We start from the raw sequence: 18,007 nt of genomic DNA, 5'->3' as shown, positions 1-18,007 counted from the left end.
CGGCGAGGTGCCTAGGCACCTCGCCGGTTTTTTTGCCGCCTGCTGTCGAGTCTAGCGAGCGGCCTGGCGGATTTCCTGCTGGATGCTGGCGAAGGTGCGCGGCCACGGCTTGCCGGCCTGCAGCCGGGCCGGCAGGGCCGCAACCGCCGCCTTGGCCGCTTCAGCGCTGGAGAAGCGGCCGTAGGTCACCACGAACAGCGACTTGCCCTGGTGCAGCTTGCGGAAATAGCGGTACTCGCCACCACCCTCGCGCACCATGGCCTGCGCCGCGCCTTCCGCATTGGTCCCGAAAAGTTGCAGGGTGTACTGGCCGACCGGCTGGCTCAGGTACCAGCTGGCCTGGCCAGTGGCACCGCTGCTCGCCGCAGGGGCCGGCACCGGGGCAGCCGGCGCCGCCGCGGCGCTAGCCGAGGGCGCTACCGGCGCGGGAGTCGGCTTCGGGGCCGGGACCGGGGCCGGCGCAGGCACTGCTGCGGCCACGGGCAGCGGCGTCTCGGCCGCAGCGACGACCGGGGCAACAGCCGGAGCCGGAGTCGGAACGGGGGCCGGCGCCTCGGCCTCCGCGGCCACGGGCGCACCTGCGCTCACAGTCGGTGCGGGGAGCGGCACAGCCGCATGGGAGGCATCCAACTCCTCGACCTCGGCTTGACCTGCGGCACGCGCGAGAGGCTCGCGCGGCACCGGCTGTCCCTGACCGGTGAGCGGCAGGGGCACGGGCTTGCCGTCCCCCTCGAACTCGATCGCAGGCGCGGCACTGCTTGCGGACGCTTCCGTCTCGCCAGCCGGCTGCCCGCTTGCCGAAAGCGGCATGCTGCCACCCGGAGCCACTTCCGGCTCCTTGCCCTTCATCAATACGGCCAGCACGACACCCGCCACCACCACGCCCAAGGCGAGCAGGTGTTTCTTCGGCAGGTTCATGCCGCCCGCCTCGGGCACGGACGGCTGGTGCTCGGCCAACATCGCCTCGAGCATGATCTCGCGAGCCGCGCGGTTGATCGCCCCCGGCCAGCCACCGGACTCGGCATGGATCTCCTGCACCTGCTGCTCTTCGAGCAGTTCAAGACCCTGCCCGGCCCCCTCCAGACGCTGGGCCAGGTAGGCCCGGGTATCAGCCAGCTCGTAGGGCTGCAACTGCTGAACATGACAGTTATCGGCCTTGCCGATGGCCTCCAAGCGCGACAGCAGTTCCGGCTCGGCGAACAGGAACACATGAGCACGGCCGTCCGCGTCACCAGTCGCCAAGGCCGCCAGGGCGCCCAGCGCCTCGTCCTGCAGCTTCTCGGCGTCGTCGACCAGCAGATAGACCTCCTGGCCAACCTGGTTGAGGCGAGCGACTTGACCGAGCACGCCATCGACATCCTGCGCACTGCCTCCCAGTCCTTGACTGAAAGAGCGCAGCAGCATGCCGCTGTTGCCTGCCTGGCGGGCAGAGACCGCCACACAGACCACGCTCTGCTTGTTGCTGCTGGCGACCAGAGCCTGGCGCAGCAAGGTCTTGCCGCTGCCAGGAGGGCCGCTTACCACCTGCATCAGCGCGCTGTAGCGGGCCAGCTGGTGCAGCTGCGCCAATACGCTCTTGCGCTTGGCGGGAAAGAATTTGAAACCCGGCACCCGAGGGGTGAACGGATCGTGATTGAACTGGTAATGCTCAACAAATGCCTCATCGGCCTGCAGGCTGGTCATGAATTCCTCATTCACTCACTTCCGATTTGACGGACCAGTGCCACGTAGTCCGTACGCAGCGTTGCTTCGAGAATCTCGCGCGGATAGTCGGCGGTCACCACCGCCTCGCCCAACTGGCGCAGCAGCACCAGACGCAATTGGCCATCCAGCACCTTCTTGTCGACCGCCATATGACGGAGGAATTCCTCGACCCCCATCTCCTGCGGCGGTACCACCGGCAGACCGGCCCGCTGCAACAGGCGAATGCCGCGATCGCGCGCCGACTGGTCGATCCAGCCTAGCCGGCGGGACATCTCCAGCGCCATCACGGTGCCGGCGGCGACCGCCTCGCCGTGCAGCCAGACGCCATAGCCCATCTCGGTCTCGATGGCATGGCCGAAGGTGTGGCCGAGATTGAGGGTAGCGCGCACCCCGGTTTCACGCTCGTCGGCGTTGACCACGCGGGCCTTGGCCGCACAGGAGCGCTCGACCGCTTCGCTGATCGCATCGACATCGAGCGCGCGCAGCGCATCGACATGCTGCTCCAGCCAGTCCAGGAACGGCTGGTCGCAGATCAGCCCGTACTTGATCACCTCGGCCAGGCCTGCGGAAAGCTCACGCGCCGGCAGCGTCGCGAGGGTGGCGGTATCGATGACTACTGCGCGGGGCTGGTAGAAGGCCCCGATCATGTTCTTGCCCAGCGGGTGGTTGATCCCGGTCTTGCCGCCCACCGAAGAGTCCACCTGCGACAACAGCGTCGTGGGCACCTGGATGAAGTCCACGCCTCGCTGATAGCAGGCAGCGGCGAAACCGGCCATATCGCCGATCACCCCGCCGCCAAGCGCGATCACGGTGGTACGCCGGTCATGCCGGGCCGCGAGCAGACCGTCGAAGATCTGCTGCAGGGTTTCCCAGTTCTTGAAGGCTTCGCCATCGGGCAGGATGATCGGCGTGATCTTGTAACCTGCCAGGGTGTCGCAGAGGCGCTGCAGATAAAGCGGCGCCACCGTCTGGTTGGTGACGATCGCCACCTGGCGACCGGCGATGTGGGGAGAGAAGCACTCGGCACGTCCCAATAGGTCGGCACCGATGAAAATGGGATAGCTGCGCTCGCCAAGATCGACGTGAAGAGTCCGCATGTGGCCCCCTATGAAAAAAGGGCTCTAGGATAGCGCAGTTCACGCCCCTTTCAGAGCGGCGAACGCACTCTGCCAAGGGCCACTTGCGGACTGCTGGCCCGGCGGATGTGGGGATGTAGCCTGCCCCGAAAAGGCATGGTGCCCCTTAGCGAGGCGGCAGCTGCTCCAGGCGACCGAGCACTTCCTGCACCACTAGACGCGGCGGGCGCTGGTCGGTCTCGATGATCACGTCGGCGATCTGGCGATACAACGGATCGCGGATCGCCAGCAGGTCGCGCAGTACCTGACCCGGATTGGCCGTGCGCAGCAGCGGACGGTTGCGATCGCGCGCGGTACGCTCCAGTTGCTGTTCGACTGAGGTGTGCAGATAAACCACCCGCCCTCCGGCCCACAGCGCCTCGCGGTTGGCCTCGCGCAGCACCGCCCCGCCGCCAGTGGCCAGCACCAGGCCATCCTCCCGGCACAGGTCGGCGATCACCGCCTGCTCCCGATCGCGGAACCCCTGCTCGCCTTCGACATCGAAGATCCACGGGATGTCCGCGCCGGTTCGCACCTCGATTTCCTTGTCGGAATCCTTGAAGGGCAGATGCAGCTCTTTGGCCAAAAGACGCCCGATGGTGCTCTTACCAGCTCCCATCGGGCCCACGAGTATCAGATTACGCACCAATCAACGGCTCACGGAAATCGCTTGGGTGTCCATGATACGCGGAGTGAGGAAGATCAGCAGCTCGGATTTCGCATCGCTGACAGTGTCGTGGCGGAACAGACGGCCGAGGAACGGCAGGTCGCCGAGGAAGGGCACCTTCTCCACAGTCTTAGTCTGGGCGTTGCTGTACACCCCACCGATCACGATGGTTTCGCCATCGGCCACCAGCACCTTGGCATTGACCTCGTTCTTGTCGATTGGCGGCACGCCGTCCACTGCATTGGCGAAATCGGGCTCATCCTTGTTGACCTTCACCTCGAGAATCACCCGATTGTCCGGGGTGATCTGCGGTGTCACCTCAAGGGCCAGTGCAGCTTCCTTGAATTGCACCTCGGTACCCGAATCGCTGACCGTCGAATAGGGAACCTCCTTACCCTTGAGGATCTTCGCGGTTTCCTTATCGGAGGTGACAACCTTGGGCTGGGAGACCACTTCACCGTTGCCAGTACTTTCCATTGCAGACAGCTGCAGGTCGAGGATTACATTATCAGTGATGAATCCAATGCCTAGTCCAGAGGTGCTGCCGCTCACTCCCATATCCACAAACGGTACCGGGGCAGTACTGTCGTCAAACTCGAAATCATCACCAACTGTCTTAGTCCCCGGCAGCCCGAGAATCCCTGTCTCATCATCCGCCGAGAGGGCACCATCCTTGCCATAGACCGTCCACTTGTCATCGCCCACAAAAGCCCCCCCCCAGCGCACCCCCAAGCTCTTGTCGTAACCGACGCTAGCCTCGACGATACGTGCCTCAATCATCACCTGACGTACCGGGATATCCAGCTGGGTCACGATGCGGCGTAACTCTTCCAGACGGTCCTCAGTCAGATTGGCGATCAGACTATTGGTTCGGTCATCGAAAATGACCGAACCACGCATGTCCTTGGCCTCAGCACTTTCCGAATACTCCTTGTAGAGGCCGGCGATATCCGAAGCCTTAGCGTAGTTCAGCTGCAGGACCTCGCGGCGCAGCGGGGCCAGCTCTGCTATTTGCTTCTGGGCCTCGAGTTCCTGGCGTTCGCGAGCAGCGATCTCGTCGGCCGGGGCAACCAGCAAAACGTTACCGATTTTGCGTTTATCCAGACCCTTAGTCTTCAGCACCAGATCCAGCGCCTGATCCCAGGGTACGTTTTGCAGGCGCAGTGTGATATTGCCTTGCACAGTGTCGCTGGCCACCAAGTTGAGGTCGGTGAAGTCGGCGATCAACTGCAGCACCGAGCGCACGTCGATGTCCTGGAAATTCAGCGACAGTTTCTCGCCTGTGTAGGCGAACCGCTCAGCCTTGCGCTTCTCTACATCAACCTGAGACAACGGCTTGACGCTGATGGTCAGACGATTATCGGTCTGGTAGGCCAAATAGTCGTAGTTGCCGGTTGGCTCAATGACGATGCTCGCCCTATCGCCGCTGGCCGACGCAGTCACAAACTGCACCGGGGTCGCAAAATCCTTGACGTCCAGACGAGCCCGCAGCTGCTCAGGCAATTGGGTTCGCGGGAAATCGAGGCGGATCTTGCCGCCGCTTTCCTGGATATCCGGACTGATGCCCGGCTCGGACAACTCGATGACCACATTGCCTTCGCCCTGTGTACCGCGCTGGAAGTCGATGCCACGAACAGCCTTTCCGGCAGATACGAAGGGCTTCGGCGCCTGCGTCAGCGGTTGAGCCACCGGAGCGGTGGAGGATGCCGCTGCAGCATTGGAATTAGCTGTTGGCGAAGCCCCCACCACGACGAACAGATTGCTGCCGGCCACCCGCGTCGTGTAGGGCTGCAGGCTGTTTAGGTTGATGATCAGGCGAGTACGGTCTTCTGCCTCGACAACGGTTAGGCTGCGCGCATTGCCGACGCCCAACTCGCGATTGCGTGAGCCGAGTTTGTTGGTGACCCCCGGCAAATCCAAGGCGATGCGTGCCGGCTGCTCGATGGTATAGCCCCGCGGGGCAACTACCGGCTCATCGAAGGTCAGCTTCAGCTCGACCCGATTTCCGGGCAGAGCCGCTACATCCACCCCCTGCAGATCGGCAGCCAGTGCCGCCGGCGAAAGCAACACTGCCAGCAGTGACAGGCTGAAGCGCGAAATGGAACTGTTCATTGTCTGAATCCGTTGTGCAGACCAAATAGGATTTTTCATGGATCCTAGCCCTCAAGTGGATTCTTTGAGGGTTAGGGTGCGCGGGCGCTCCAACCAGCCCCCCTCGCCATCCGGGACTATTTCGACGACCTCAATGCGGTCATCGCTGATTGCCACGATGCGCCCATAGTTACGGCCCAGGTACTCACCAATCTTGACCCGATGTACGCCCCCGGCCCCGCTGATGAGAGCGAATTGCCCAGAGTCATTAGCTAGCAGACCAACCATCTCGAACTGCTCGATGTTGAAACCCTCGAGGAATTGTTTGGGCCTCGACTCATCCGGCTTGATCTCCGCCGAACCTTTCTGCTTCTGGCGCAGCTCAATCTTTATCGGCGGCTGGAAGGGGCTCCGCAATCCCGCGGCGCTGTAGGTGAACGCCTCATACGGCGGGAAGGTGGGGACCGGCTCGATATCCCCCTTGGGCCTCGCACGAACCTCGTTCATGTAGGCCTGCAAATCACTGAACCCAGAGGAGTCGCAGGCGGTCAACCCCAGCAGCAAAAGGCTACCGATAATCAGGCGGGCACTCTTCATTTCTGCAGCCCCTTGTCATTGTAACGATAGGTCTTCGCCACAATGCTCATACTCAACTTCGACTCGCCACCGGCAACCGACTTAATCTCGAAATCGTGCAGGGTAACGATTCGTGGCAGGCTGGCTACACCACTCACAAAGCTTGCCAGATCGTGGTATCCCCCCACCACGCGGATTTGAATCGGCAACTCAATATAGAACTGCTGCGTGACCTCTGGCATCAGCTTGATTTCCTCGAACTCGAGGCCGCTGCCCAAGCCGGTTCGGGTGATATCCTCAAGTAGGCCCGGAACTTCGGTATCACTCGGCAATTGGCGCAATAGGGCCCCAAACGACTGCTCCATTTCCGCCATCTGCTGGCGGTATTTCTCAAGGTTGGCGGCTTCAAACGCCTTGGTGGCGAACTGCTGCTTGAGGGTCGTCTCCTGCGTTCTCTGCTGTTCCAGCTTTGCCTGGAGTTCCTTCAGATGAAAGTTGTATCCCAGCGCTAGCACGATAATCAGCAGGAGGACCGCCGCGATCACCTTGACCGGCGCCGGCCAAGAACCCAAGTTGTTGGCATCCAACTCACTGAGATTGACCTTGCGCAGGCTTTCCAAAGATTGAGCCAGACTCATTTTTTGGCTCCCTTATTGTTGGCCTGTTTACCTTTTGCCGCCGGCAGCGGCGCTGCCACCTGAGCCACGTTCTCCTCCCCCGGCTTAGTTTGCTGGACGGTCAACTGGAATACGTTGGCCTGATCCACGGCGCCTGCGGTCACCGCCTTGACCTCGGTAAGGTTCGGCGCCATCAGCCACTCGGAAGCGTCCAGGTTGCGCATTAGCGTGGAAACCCGGTTGTTGGACTCGGCCGCACCTTTGACGGCGATGTCCTTGCCGGTCATTTTCAGCTCGGTGAAATGCACGCCATCTGGCAGAGTGCGGACCAATTGATCGAACACTCGAGCGATGATCGGACGATTACCCTGCAGATCTTGGATGATCTTCATGCGTTCCAGCAGTTGCTGGCGACGCTCCTTAAGCTCCTTGATTTCCTTGATCCGCGCATCCAGCACGGCGATTTCCTTGCGCACGAACTCATTGCGCGCGTTCTGGCGCTCGATCATGGCGTTCAGGTATTGATCGCCGGCAAACACCAGAGCTGCCGCTCCGACCAGTACCGCACCGAGCGCCACCAGGAAGCGCTGCTTGCGCTCCTCGCGGCGTTGTTCGCGCCAAGGGAGAAGGTTGATTCTGGCCATCAGTCGAAACTCCTCATCGCCAGACCGCAGGCGATCATCAACGCTGGCGCATCAGTGGCCAGCGCTGCAGCATTGACCTTGCTGCCCAGCGACATGTCGGCGAAGGGGTTGGCCACCACGCAAGGCGTACCGATCTTCTGCTGGATCAATCGATCGAGGTCGGGCAAGGACGCAGTGCCACCAGCTAGCAGAATGCAGTCGACATCGCTGAACTGCCCCGCGGCGAAGAAGAACTGCAGCGAGCGCGATACCTGCTGGACTACCGCCTCCTTGAACGGCAGCAAAACTTCGCTGTCATAGTCATCCGGAAGACCACCCTGCTTCTTAGCCCGCCCGGCCTCCTCGAAGGACAGGCCGTAGCGACGCTGGATCTCTTCGGTCAGTTGCTTGCCACCGAACAATTGCTCGCGAATGTAGATAGTCTTGCCACCGTGCAGCACGCTGAGGGTGGTCATGGTGGCGCCGATGTCCACCACGGCGATGGTCTGTTCCTCACGGCCGGCCGCCAGCCGTGGCTCGAGCAGCGAATAAGCACGCTCCAGCGCGTAAGCTTCGACATCGACCACCTTGGCAGTCAGACCGGCGAGCGCCAAGGCGGCCTCGCGCACCTCGACGTTCTCCTTGCGACAGGCAGCCAGCAGCACCTCGACGCGCTCGGGGTTGCGAGGCGCCACTCCCTGGACTTCGAAATCGATGGCAACCTCCTCCAGCGGGTAAGGGATGTACTGGTCAGCCTCGATCTTCAGCTGATTTTCCATCTCATCCTCGGACAGCCCGGCGTCCATTTCGATGGTCTTGGTGATCACCGCCGAACCAGCCACCGCCACGGCCACGCTTTTCGCCCCGGTGCGCGCCTTGCCCAACAAACGGGTCAGGGCCTGACCGACGCCTTCGATCTCGGCGATGTTCTTCTCGACGACCGCATTCGGCGGCAAGGGCTCGACCGCATAGGCCTCCACCTTGTAGCGCCCCCCCGAGCGGCTCAACTCCAGCAGCTTGACCGAAGTCGAGCTGATGTCGATCCCCAATAGCGTATTCGCGGTCTTGTTGAAGAGCCCTAGCACGGCCATTTTCCTATCTGCATCCGACAGTTACGGACGGTTGATGTATTTCAGCATTAAACCCCCCCACTTGACATCAGGCCAAATGGCTACTTCCGAGGGAAAACACCTATAATGTGAACAGCTTTTGCCTTTTCCCCGCGCCACCCGCTCTACTCACTCACCCCCGGACAAGCAAGACTCCTGATGCGCCTGTTGAAGCTTTTTTCGTGGACCTGCGTCGCCCTGATCAGCGCTGTATTGCTGGCCCTGAGCGGCACCTTCCTCTATCTCAGCCCGAGCCTGCCGTCGGTGGAAACCCTGCGCAACGTGCGCATGCAGGTCCCCCTGCGGATCTACAGCGCCGACGCCAAGCTCATCGCCGAATTCGGCGAAATGCGCCGTAGTCCCATCCACTTCGCCGACATTCCCCAGGATTTTGTCGACGCTTTGCTGGCTGCGGAGGATGACAATTTCGCTCACCATTATGGTGTCGACCTGAAGAGCCTGATGCGTGCTGCTGCGCAATTATTGCAGAGCGGCCAGATCCAGACCGGCGGTAGCACCATCACCATGCAGGTGGCGAAGAATTTCTTCCTTTCCAACGAGCGCAGCTTCTCCCGGAAGATCACCGAGATCTTGCTGGCCCTGCAGATCGAGCGCGCCCTCGACAAGAACGAGATCCTCGAGCTCTACGTCAACAAGATCTATCTGGGCAACCGCGCCTATGGGATCGAGGCGGCCGCGCAGATCTACTATGGCAAGTCGATCGGCGAACTGTCGCTGGCGCAGCTGGCGATGATCGCCGGCCTGCCCAAGGCCCCCTCGCGTTACAACCCGGTGGCCAACCCCGAGCGCGCCAAGATCCGCCGCGACTGGATTCTGTCGCGCATGTACGAACTCGGCAAGATCGACCAGCAGCGCTACCAGAGCGCCCTCGCCGAAACGGTCGAGGCGCACCAGCAGGTCGTCACCCCGCCCGAACTGGAAGCGCCCTACGTCGCGGAAATGGCCCGCGCCGAAATCGTCAGCCGCTTCGGCGGCGACGCCTATACCGAAGGTTATCGGGTCTATACCAGCGTCAGCAGCGAACTGCAGACGGCGGCCAACCGGGCCCTGCGCGAAGGACTGCTCGACTATGACCAGCGCCATGGCTACCGCGGCCCCGAGCAGCGCCTGGCCCAGCTCGACCGCCACCAGTGGGCGCTCAAGCTCTACGAGCAGAGCATTCTAGGCGGCCTCGAGCCGGCCGTAGTGACCAGCATCAACAGCGACGGCATCCAGGTGCTGATGCGCAACGGCAGCGAAGAGCCGGTCAGCTGGCAAACCATGAAGTGGGCGCGCCCGCACCTCAGCAACAACAGCCTGGGGCGCCAGCCCGGCAAGCCGGCTGACGTGGTGCAGATCGGCGACCTGATCCGCGTGCAGCGCCAGGACGACGGCAGCCTGCGCTTTGTCCAACTGCCGCAGGCGCAAGGCGCCCTCGTCTCGCTGGATCCACATGACGGCGCAGTCCGCGCCCTGATCGGCGGCTTCTCCTTCGAGCAGAGCAACTACAACCGCGCCACGCAGGCAAAACGCCAGCCCGGCTCGAGCTTCAAGCCGTTTATCTACAGTGCCGCCCTGGACAAGGGGTTCACGGCCGCCAGCCTGATCAACGACGCCCCCATCGAGTTCGTCGACCCCTACACTGGCGAGGTGTGGCGACCGAAGAACGACAACAATACCTTCCTCGGTCCGATCCGCATGCGCGAAGCCCTGTTCCGCTCGCGCAACCTGGTGTCGATCCGCCTGCTGCAGGAGCTCGGCATCGATTACGTCCTCGACTACAGCAAGCGCTTCAGCCTCCCGCCGCAGGAGCTGCCGCGCAACTTCTCGCTGGCCTTGGGCACCGCCAACCTGACTCCGCTGGAGGTCACCACCGGCTATGCGGTCTTCGCCAACGGCGGCTATCGTGTTCAGCCCTACCTGATCACCCGTATCGAGAGCCGCGAGGGCGAGCCGCTGTTCGAAGCCAATCCGGCCCGCACCCCGAGCGCCCAGCAGGTGCCAGCCGAGGCTACCCCGGTCGCCACCGCCAGCCCCGTAGCGGGCGACTCCGTCCCGCAGCCCATCCAGGCCGAGCGTGTGCTCGATCCACGCACCGCCTATATCATGACCAGCATGCTGCAGGATGTGATCAAGCGGGGTACCGCCCGCCGCGCGCTGAGTCTCGAGCGCTCTGATCTGGCCGGCAAGACCGGCACCACCAACGAGCAGAAGGACTCCTGGTTCGCCGGCTACAACGGCGACTTCGTCACCACCGCCTGGGCCGGCTTCGACCAGCCGCAGAGTCTCGGCCGTCACGAATTCGGCGGTACCGTCGCCCTGCCGATATGGATGCGCTACATGGGCGTGGCGCTCAAGGATCATCCGCCCCACCTGCCCGCCGAACCGGAGGGTTTGCTGCGCCTGCGCATCGATCCGTCGACCGGCCTCGCCGCCGCCCCCGGCACCCCCGGCGCGGTCTTCGAGCTGTTCAACAAGGACGCCCCGCCCGAGCCGACCCTGCAGAGCACCGCCGGCTTCGAGGACCATTTCGGCGGCGAGCCGGCACCGGTACCCATCGATCTGTTCTGACCCAAGACCCGCGGCCGGGCCTCATAACCGCCACCGACAAAAAACCCCGCAGCGCGGGGTTTTTTGTTTCCGGACGAAATATCAGCCGTTGAACACGTCGTCGGCCGACTTCAGCGGGTAATGCTTCGGATAGCCGAGGCGGGCCACGCCGGTCTCGATGGCGGCCTTGGCCACCGCATCCGGCACCAGCTGGATCAGACGCTGGTCCATCGGCTTGGGAATGATGTACTCGCGACCGAACTCCAGGCTGTCTACGCCATAGGCAGCGCAGACTTCCTGCGGCACCGGCAGCTTGGCCAGGTCGCGGATGGCGTGCACGGCGGCGATCTTCATCTCCTCGTTGATGCGGGTGGCGCGAACGTCGAGGGCTCCGCGGAAGATGAAGGGGAAGCCGAGGACGTTGTTGACCTGGTTCGGATAGTCGGAACGGCCAGTGGCCATGATCACATCCGGGCGCACTTCACGGGCCAGCTCCGGCTTGATCTCCGGATCCGGGTTGGAGCAGGCGAACACGATGGGATTCGGCGCCATCTGCGCCATATCTTCCGCCGACAGCAGGTTGGCGCCGGACAGACCGACGAACACGTCGGCGCCCTTCATGGCATCGCTCAGGGTGCGCTTGTCGGTTTCGTGGGCGAACAGCGACTTGTACTGATTGAGATCGTCACGGCCGGCGTGGATCACGCCCTTGCGGTCGATCATGAAGATATTTTCGACCTTGGCACCCATGCTGACCAGCAGCTTCATGCAGGCGGTGGCCGCGGCACCAGCGCCGAGACAGACGATCTGCGCGTCTTCCAGCTTCTTGCCGACGATTTCCAGAGCATTGAGCATACCGGCAGCAGTCACGATAGCGGTGCCGTGCTGGTCATCGTGGAACACCGGGATGTCGCACTGCTCGATGAGCGCGCGCTCGATCTCGAAGCACTCGGGCGCCTTGATGTCCTCCAGGTTGATGCCGCCGAAAGTCACCGAGATGCGCTTGACGGTATCGATGAAGGCTTGGGGGCTTTCCGCGTCCACCTCGATATCGAACACATCGATACCGGCGAAGCGCTTGAACAGTACGCCCTTGCCTTCCATCACCGGCTTGGAAGCCAGCGGGCCGAGGTCGCCTAGGCCGAGAATCGCCGTACCATCGGAGATGACCGCCACCAGGTTGCCCTTGCCGGTGTACTTGAAGGCCAGCTCGGCATCGCGGGCGATTTCGCGCACCGGCTCCGCCACGCCGGGGCTGTAGGCCAGGGACAGGTCGCGCGCGGTAACCGTGGGCTTGGTCAGCTCAACGCTCAGCTTGCCGGGACGAGGCTGAGCGTGGTACTCGAGCGCGGCAGTTTTCAGATCGGACATGTTGGTGCTTCCACTTTCTATTTTATAGGTACAGACAGGGAGCACGAGCATACGGCAAGTGCGCGCCCGCCTACAAGCGCGCCCACCCAGAGCGCAAAGCGCGCTTGTCAAGCCCCTCGACACTAGACTTTCAGGTGTCCCTGGCGTGCATGGAAAGTACCGCCATCGCTCACATCGGCGCTCAATGATAGGCGCGCGATTGCGCAGGGTACCGCTCAGCGCCCGAGCATCGCCGGATGCGTGACGCGCAGTAGCCAGCGCGCCTGCCCCGGCTTGAGCGCGCCGCGCCGTTGGCGGTCGACTACCCAGCCGCGCGCCTCGACCACCTGCCCCCGGAGCCCCTGCAGTGCCTGCTCGTCGAACTGCGCCAGCGCTTGCGGAGCAATCTGCAACACCAGATCCCCCTCCAGCTCCAGCCAGACGCCGCCCCGGCTGCGCTCGACCGCCTCGACGCGGCCACGCAGCAGCGCGAAGCCGCCTCGTCGCAGCTGCGCGGCGTCGAGCACCGGGTTGCGCCGCCAGAGGCCGCGCCCCGTCGCGCGCGCCTTCGCCTCGGCGGCGAACTGGCAGGAGGCCAGCGCGGTATTCGGCGCCAGTGCCACGGCAAAGCCCAGGCCTGCGGCCAGCTGCTGGGCTTCCCAGTTGGCGCCATCGCGGCCGAAGGCGTGCGCCAGGCTGCGCCCGTAGTGATCGTGCGCCTGCGCGCCGACCAGCAAGGCGACCCGTCCGCCGCTGGCAGCGACCAATTGCTCGAGCTGGCGAGTCGCCGCCACGGCGAAGGGCTCGTCCGGACGCCCCTCGCGCCCCATCTCCGGGGCATTGACGCCGATCAGCCGCACGCTGCGTCCATCGCTGAGACGCAGGGTATCGCCGTCCACCACCCTGGCCACCTGCGCCTCGCGCAGCGGGCCGGGCGCACGGCAGCCCTCGGCCAGGGCTCGCAGTGGCGCCAGGGAAAATACGGCGCAAACAAAAAAGGCGCCCCAGAGGGACGCCTTTCTCGTGGCAGCGGGAAACGCCTGGCGCATCCCGATACGCACCGCTTACTTCTTGCTGGCACCGAAGCCGGCAAAACGCTGCTTGAAGCGGTCGATACGGCCGCCGGTGTCGAGCACCTTCTGCTTGCCGGTGTAGAACGGGTGGCACTCGGAGCACACGTCGAGGCTCAGGTCCTTGCACAGGGTGGAACGGGTCTTGACCACGTTGCCGCAGCTGCAGGTCGCGGTGACTTCTTTATACTCGGGATGGATTTCCGGTTTCATCTATGGATCCTCAGGGGTGGTGTGCCGCCACCCGACACCATGCCGGGCACCGCACGAGGTAATTCACCGGGGTAGTCGGGCCACCCGGAAAAATAGGGCGGCATGATAACAGACCCCCCTGCCGATGCAAGCCTCCGGCCGTCACGGCAGGCCTCGGAGGGCGTGCTAATATCGCCGGCCTTTATCGCCGGCCTTCGCCTGCGGAGCCCCTGCGTGACCGATCCGATCCTGCGCCTCGCCCTGCCCTCGCCGCTGCGCCGCCTGTTCGACTACCGGGCGCCGGCAGGCTGCGACCCGACCCTGCTGGAACCCGGCGTGCGCCTGCGCGTGCCGTTCGGCCGCCGCGAGCTGGTCGGCGTGCTGGTCGAGCGGGTCGCGCACAGCGAAGTGGCCGAGGAGCGCCTGCGCAGCGCCTCGGCGCTGCTCGATCGTCAACCGGTGCTGCCGCCGGCGCTGCTCGAGCTGTGCCGCTGGACGGCCAGCTATTATCAGCACAGCCTCGGCGATACCTTCAGCTGGGCCCTGCCCAACCTGCTGCGCCAGGGCGAGCCGGCCGAGCGCGGCGAGGAGCGCATCTGGCAGGCGATGCCCCACGCCCGCCTCGACGATCCGCGCCTGGCGCGCGCGCCGCGCCAGCGCCAGGCGCTGGCCACCCTGGCTCAGCATCCGCACGGCATCAACCAGAACCTGCTGGACCAGTTCCAGCTGGCGCGCGACAGCCTCAAGCTGCTGCACGACAAGGGCCTGGTCGAGGTGATCCGTCGCCGGCCGAGCGTTCCCGAACACCACGGCGCCTGGCTGCTGCAGCCGGAGCTGGCGCTCAACGCCGAACAGCGCAGCGCCTTCGAGGCGGTGCGCGCAGGCTTCGGCCGCTTCCATCCCTGCCTGCTGGCCGGGGTCACCGGCAGCGGCAAGACCGAGGTCTACCTGCAACTGATCCGCGAAACCCTCGAGGCCGGCAAGCAGGCGCTGGTGCTGATCCCCGAGATCAACCTCGGCCCGCAGACCCTCGAGCGTTTCGCCCGCCGCTTCAATGCGCGCATCGCCCTGCTGCACTCCGGCCTCACCGACCGCGAGCGCCTGGAGGCCTGGCAGGCCGCCGGCGAGGGCCACGCCCAGATCGTCATCGGTACCCGCTCGGCGTTGTTCACCCCGCTCAAAACGCCGGGCCTGATCATCGTCGACGAGGAGCACGACGCCTCCTATAAACAGCAGGAAGGCCTGCGCTACCATGCGCGCGACCTGGCGGTGATGCGCGCGCGCCTGGAGCGCGTGCCGCTGCTGCTCGGCTCGGCCACTCCGTCGCTGGAAAGCCTGCACAACGCCGAACAGGGCCGCTACGCCCTGCTGCGCCTGACCCAGCGCGCCGGCGGCGCCAGGGCGCCGCGCTTCGAGCGCCTCGATGTGCGCAGCCGGCCGCTGGATAGCGGTATCTCGCCGCCGCTGCAACGGCTGATCGGCGACACCCTGGCCGCCGGCCAGCAGGTGCTGGTGTTCCTCAACCGCCGCGGCTTCGCGCCCACCCTGCTGTGCCACGACTGCGGTTGGCAGGCCCTGTGCCCGCGCTGCGACGCCCGCCTGACCCTGCACCAGCGCCACCAGCAGCTGCGCTGCCACCATTGTGACCACCGCCAGGGCCTGCCGGCTGCCTGCCCGCAGTGTCGGCACGTCGACCTGCGCCCGGTCGGGGTCGGCACCGAGCGCAGCGAGGAACGTCTGCGTCTGCTGTTCCCCGACTTTCCGGTACTGCGCGTCGACCGCGACAGCACGGCGCGCAAGGGCGCCATGGAGCGGCTGTTCGCCACCGTCCAACGTGGCGAGCCGTGCATCCTGATCGGCACCCAGATGCTCGCCAAGGGCCACCACTTCCCGCGGGTCACCCTGGTCGCCATCCTCGACGCCGACGGCGGACTGTTCAGCGCCGACTTCCGCGCCAGCGAACGCATGGCCCAGCTGATCGTCCAGGTCGCCGGCCGCGCCGGACGCGCCGAGGCGCCGGGCCAGGTGGTGATCCAGACCCACCTGGCCGACCACCCGCTGCTGGTGCAACTCACCGAGCAGGGCTACTTCGCCTTCGCCGAGCAGGCCCTCAGCGAGCGCCGCGCCGCCGGCCTGCCGCCCTTCAGCCACCTCGCCCTGCTGCGCGCCGACGCCTACCAGGCCGAGCAGGCCGAGGCCTTCCTCGATCAGGCCGCTTCGCTCGCCGAGCAGCGCCTGGGGGATGGCGACGCCGCCGTGCAGGTGCTCGGCCCGGTGCCGGCCCCCATGGAGCGGCGCGCCGGCCGCCACCGCGCCCAGCTGTTGCTGCAGGCGCCCGCGCGCGCCGCCCTGCACCGCCTGCTCGGCCCCTGGCTGCTCGACCTGGAGAACCTGCCGGGCAGCCGCCAGGTGCGCTGGTCGCTGGACGTCGACCCCATCGACCTGTTCTAAAGCGCGACCCGGCTCACAACCGGCGCGGCGCCACGCAGCCGCCAGCGCCCTACACTGTCAGCGGTTGGCAAGCCCCGGCGGGCTACGGATAATGTACGGTTTTCGAGCAGCGCCCCGGCGCCCGCGCACCCGGCCTGAAGAGCACACCGATGAAAGACAGCATTCGCCACCTGATCCAGCAAGCCCTGACCCGCCTGACCGACGACGGCGTGCTGCCCGCGGGGCTGACCCCGGCGATCCAGGTGGAGAACACCAAGGACAAGACGCACGGCGACTTCGCCAGCAACATCGCCATGATGCTGGCCAAGCCGGCCGGCCTGAAGCCGCGCGAGCTGGCCGAGAAGCTGATCGCCGCGCTGCCCGCCGACGCCGCCATCAACAAGGTGGAGATCGCCGGTCCCGGCTTCCTCAATTTCTTCCAGAACAGCGACGCCCTCGCCCAGCGTCTGGAGGCCGCGCTGGCCGATGCCCAGCTCGGCGTGCGCAAGAGCGGCCCGCAGCAGCGCGTGGTGGTCGACCTGTCCTCGCCCAACCTCGCCAAGGAAATGCACGTCGGCCACCTGCGCTCGACCATCATCGGCGACGCAGTGGCCCGCGTGCTGGAGTTCCTCGGCGACACGGTGATCCGCCAGAACCACGTCGGCGACTGGGGCACCCAGTTCGGCATGCTGCTCGCCTACCTCGAGGAGAACCCGGTCGCCGCCGAGAGCGAGCTGGCCGACCTCGAGCAGTTCTATCGCGCGGCGAAGAAGCGCTTCGACGACTCCGCCGAATTCGCCGACCGCGCCCGTGCCCTGGTGGTCAAGCTGCAGGCCGGCGACGCCGAATGCCTGCGCCTGTGGCAGCGCTTCAACGACGTGTCGCTGTCGCACTGCCAGGCCGTCTACGACCGCCTCGGCGTCAAACTGAGCCCGGCCGACGTGCGCGGCGAGAGCGCCTACAACGCCGATCTCGCGCAGATCGTCGCCGACCTCGCGGCCAAGGGCCTGCTCAGCGAGAGCGAAGGCGCGCAGTGCGTGTTCATGGACGAGTACAAGAACGCCGAGGGCAACCCGCTGCCGGTGATCGTGCAGAAGGCCGGTGGCGGCTACCTGTACGCCACCACCGACCTGGCCGCCATGCGCTACCGCAGCCAGACCCTTCAGGCCGACCGTGTCCTGTACTTCGTCGACCAGCGCCAGGCCCTGCACTTCCAGATGGCCTTCGAGGTGGCGCGCCGCGCCGGCTTCGTGCATGCCAGCATGGACCTCGAGCACATGGGCTTCGGCACCATGAACGGCGCCGACGGACGGCCGTTCAAGACCCGCGACGGCGGCACCGTCAAGCTGATCGACCTGCTCGACGAGGCCGAGCAGCGCGCCTACGCGCTGGTCAAGGGCAAGAACCCGGAACTGGACGAGGCCGAGCTGCGCAGCATCGCCCAGGCGGTGGGCATCGGCGCGGTCAAGTACGCCGACCTGTCCAAGCATCGCACCAGCGACTACAGCTTCAACTTCGAGCAGATGCTCAGCTTCGAGGGCAACACCGCGCCCTACCTGCTGTACGCCTACACCCGCGTGGCCAGCGTGTTCCGCAAGCTGGGCAAGGGCATCGAGGAGATCGGCGGGCAGATCAGTCTGCAGGCCGAGCAGGAGCAGGCGCTGGCCGCCAAGCTCGGCCAGTTCGGCGAAGTGCTCAACAGCGTCGCCGCCAAAGGCGTGCCGCATGTCCTGTGCAGCTACCTGTACGACCTGGCCGGGCTGTTCTCCAGCTTCTACGAGAACTGCCCGATCCTCAGCGCCGAGGACGAAGCGGTACAACAAAGCCGCCTGCGCCTGGCCGCGCTGACCGGCCGCACCCTCAAGCAGGGCCTCGAACTGCTCGGCCTGACCACCCTCGAGCGCATGTAAGCC

Annotated in this window: 14 protein-coding genes; 3 read left to right on the top strand and 11 right to left on the bottom strand. The window is 65.0% G+C overall.

Features of this window, described 5'->3' with window-relative positions:
* Positions 1 to 51 precede the first annotated feature (51 nt).
* From LMJ29_RS14605 to LMJ29_RS14570, 8 genes are all read right to left on the bottom strand, one after another.
* A complete protein-coding gene (locus LMJ29_RS14605; protein ID WP_229606244.1) occupies positions 52 to 1,683 on the bottom strand; it encodes an AAA family ATPase in 1,632 nt (543 codons plus the stop codon).
* An 11-nt stretch (positions 1,684 to 1,694) separates the two neighbouring features.
* The gene (gene aroB / locus LMJ29_RS14600; RefSeq protein ID WP_229606243.1) at positions 1,695 to 2,801 is read right to left on the bottom strand and encodes a 3-dehydroquinate synthase; all 1,107 of its coding nucleotides are present in this window, start codon (positions 2,799 to 2,801) and stop codon (positions 1,695 to 1,697) included.
* Positions 2,802 to 2,946: 145 nt separating this feature from the next.
* Positions 2,947 to 3,465 carry a shikimate kinase AroK gene (gene aroK / locus LMJ29_RS14595; protein ID WP_229606242.1) on the bottom strand — a complete coding sequence of 173 codons (519 nt, stop codon included), beginning with the start codon at positions 3,463 to 3,465 and terminating at the stop codon, positions 2,947 to 2,949.
* Between the two features lie 3 nt (positions 3,466 to 3,468).
* Positions 3,469 to 5,598, bottom strand: a complete 2,130-nt coding sequence (gene pilQ, locus LMJ29_RS14590) for a type IV pilus secretin PilQ (RefSeq protein ID WP_229606241.1) — start codon at positions 5,596 to 5,598, stop codon at positions 3,469 to 3,471.
* A 51-nt stretch (positions 5,599 to 5,649) separates the two neighbouring features.
* Positions 5,650 to 6,174, bottom strand: a complete 525-nt coding sequence (gene pilP / locus LMJ29_RS14585; protein WP_229606240.1) for a type 4a pilus biogenesis lipoprotein PilP — start codon at positions 6,172 to 6,174, stop codon at positions 5,650 to 5,652.
* The gene (gene pilO / locus LMJ29_RS14580; protein ID WP_229606239.1) at positions 6,171 to 6,791 is read right to left on the bottom strand and encodes a type 4a pilus biogenesis protein PilO; all 621 of its coding nucleotides are present in this window, start codon (positions 6,789 to 6,791) and stop codon (positions 6,171 to 6,173) included. Before pilO ends, pilP begins: the two co-directional genes overlap by 4 nt.
* Positions 6,788 to 7,414, bottom strand: a complete 627-nt coding sequence (locus LMJ29_RS14575) for a PilN domain-containing protein (RefSeq protein ID WP_229606238.1) — start codon at positions 7,412 to 7,414, stop codon at positions 6,788 to 6,790. The genes pilO and LMJ29_RS14575 overlap by 4 nt, the downstream gene beginning before the upstream one ends.
* Positions 7,414 to 8,478: a pilus assembly protein PilM gene (locus LMJ29_RS14570; protein WP_229606237.1), complete on the bottom strand. Its 1,065-nt coding sequence runs from the start codon at positions 8,476 to 8,478 to the stop codon at positions 7,414 to 7,416. Before LMJ29_RS14570 ends, LMJ29_RS14575 begins: the two co-directional genes overlap by 1 nt.
* 183 nt (positions 8,479 to 8,661) lie before the next feature.
* Between LMJ29_RS14570 and LMJ29_RS14565 the strand changes: the two genes are divergently transcribed.
* Entirely contained in the window at positions 8,662 to 11,073 is a 2,412-nt protein-coding gene (locus LMJ29_RS14565; RefSeq protein WP_229606236.1) for a penicillin-binding protein 1A, read from the top strand.
* 81 nt (positions 11,074 to 11,154) lie between these two features.
* On the opposite strand, the gene LMJ29_RS14560 is transcribed toward LMJ29_RS14565, so the two are convergent.
* The 3 genes from LMJ29_RS14560 to rpmE all read right to left on the bottom strand — a co-directional run bounded on the left by LMJ29_RS14560 (position 11,155) and on the right by rpmE (position 13,685).
* Positions 11,155 to 12,423, bottom strand: a complete 1,269-nt coding sequence (locus tag LMJ29_RS14560) for a malic enzyme-like NAD(P)-binding protein (RefSeq protein WP_229606235.1) — start codon at positions 12,421 to 12,423, stop codon at positions 11,155 to 11,157.
* A 215-nt stretch (positions 12,424 to 12,638) separates the two neighbouring features.
* Positions 12,639 to 13,451 (bottom strand): thermonuclease family protein, encoded by an 813-nt coding sequence (locus LMJ29_RS14555; protein ID WP_229606338.1) that lies wholly within the window; start codon positions 13,449 to 13,451, stop codon positions 12,639 to 12,641.
* A 15-nt stretch (positions 13,452 to 13,466) separates the two neighbouring features.
* Positions 13,467 to 13,685, bottom strand: coding sequence for a 50S ribosomal protein L31 (gene rpmE, locus LMJ29_RS14550; RefSeq protein WP_229606234.1), 219 nt, complete (start codon positions 13,683 to 13,685; stop codon positions 13,467 to 13,469).
* A 213-nt stretch (positions 13,686 to 13,898) separates the two neighbouring features.
* Between rpmE and LMJ29_RS14545 the strand changes: the two genes are divergently transcribed.
* The gene (locus tag LMJ29_RS14545) at positions 13,899 to 16,115 is read left to right on the top strand and encodes a primosomal protein N' (protein ID WP_229606233.1); all 2,217 of its coding nucleotides are present in this window, start codon (positions 13,899 to 13,901) and stop codon (positions 16,113 to 16,115) included.
* Positions 16,116 to 16,264: 149 nt separating this feature from the next.
* Positions 16,265 to 18,004, top strand: a complete 1,740-nt coding sequence (argS, locus tag LMJ29_RS14540) for an arginine--tRNA ligase (protein ID WP_229606232.1) — start codon at positions 16,265 to 16,267, stop codon at positions 18,002 to 18,004.
* Positions 18,005 to 18,007: the final 3 nt, after the last annotated feature.

It is taken from the genome of Pseudomonas oryzagri, from assembly GCF_020831405.1.
GTDB classification, from domain to species: Bacteria; Pseudomonadota; Gammaproteobacteria; order Pseudomonadales; family Pseudomonadaceae; genus Geopseudomonas; species Geopseudomonas oryzagri.
Note: the sequence above shows the minus strand (reverse complement) of the source record. Positions and strands in the feature narration are given on the sequence as shown.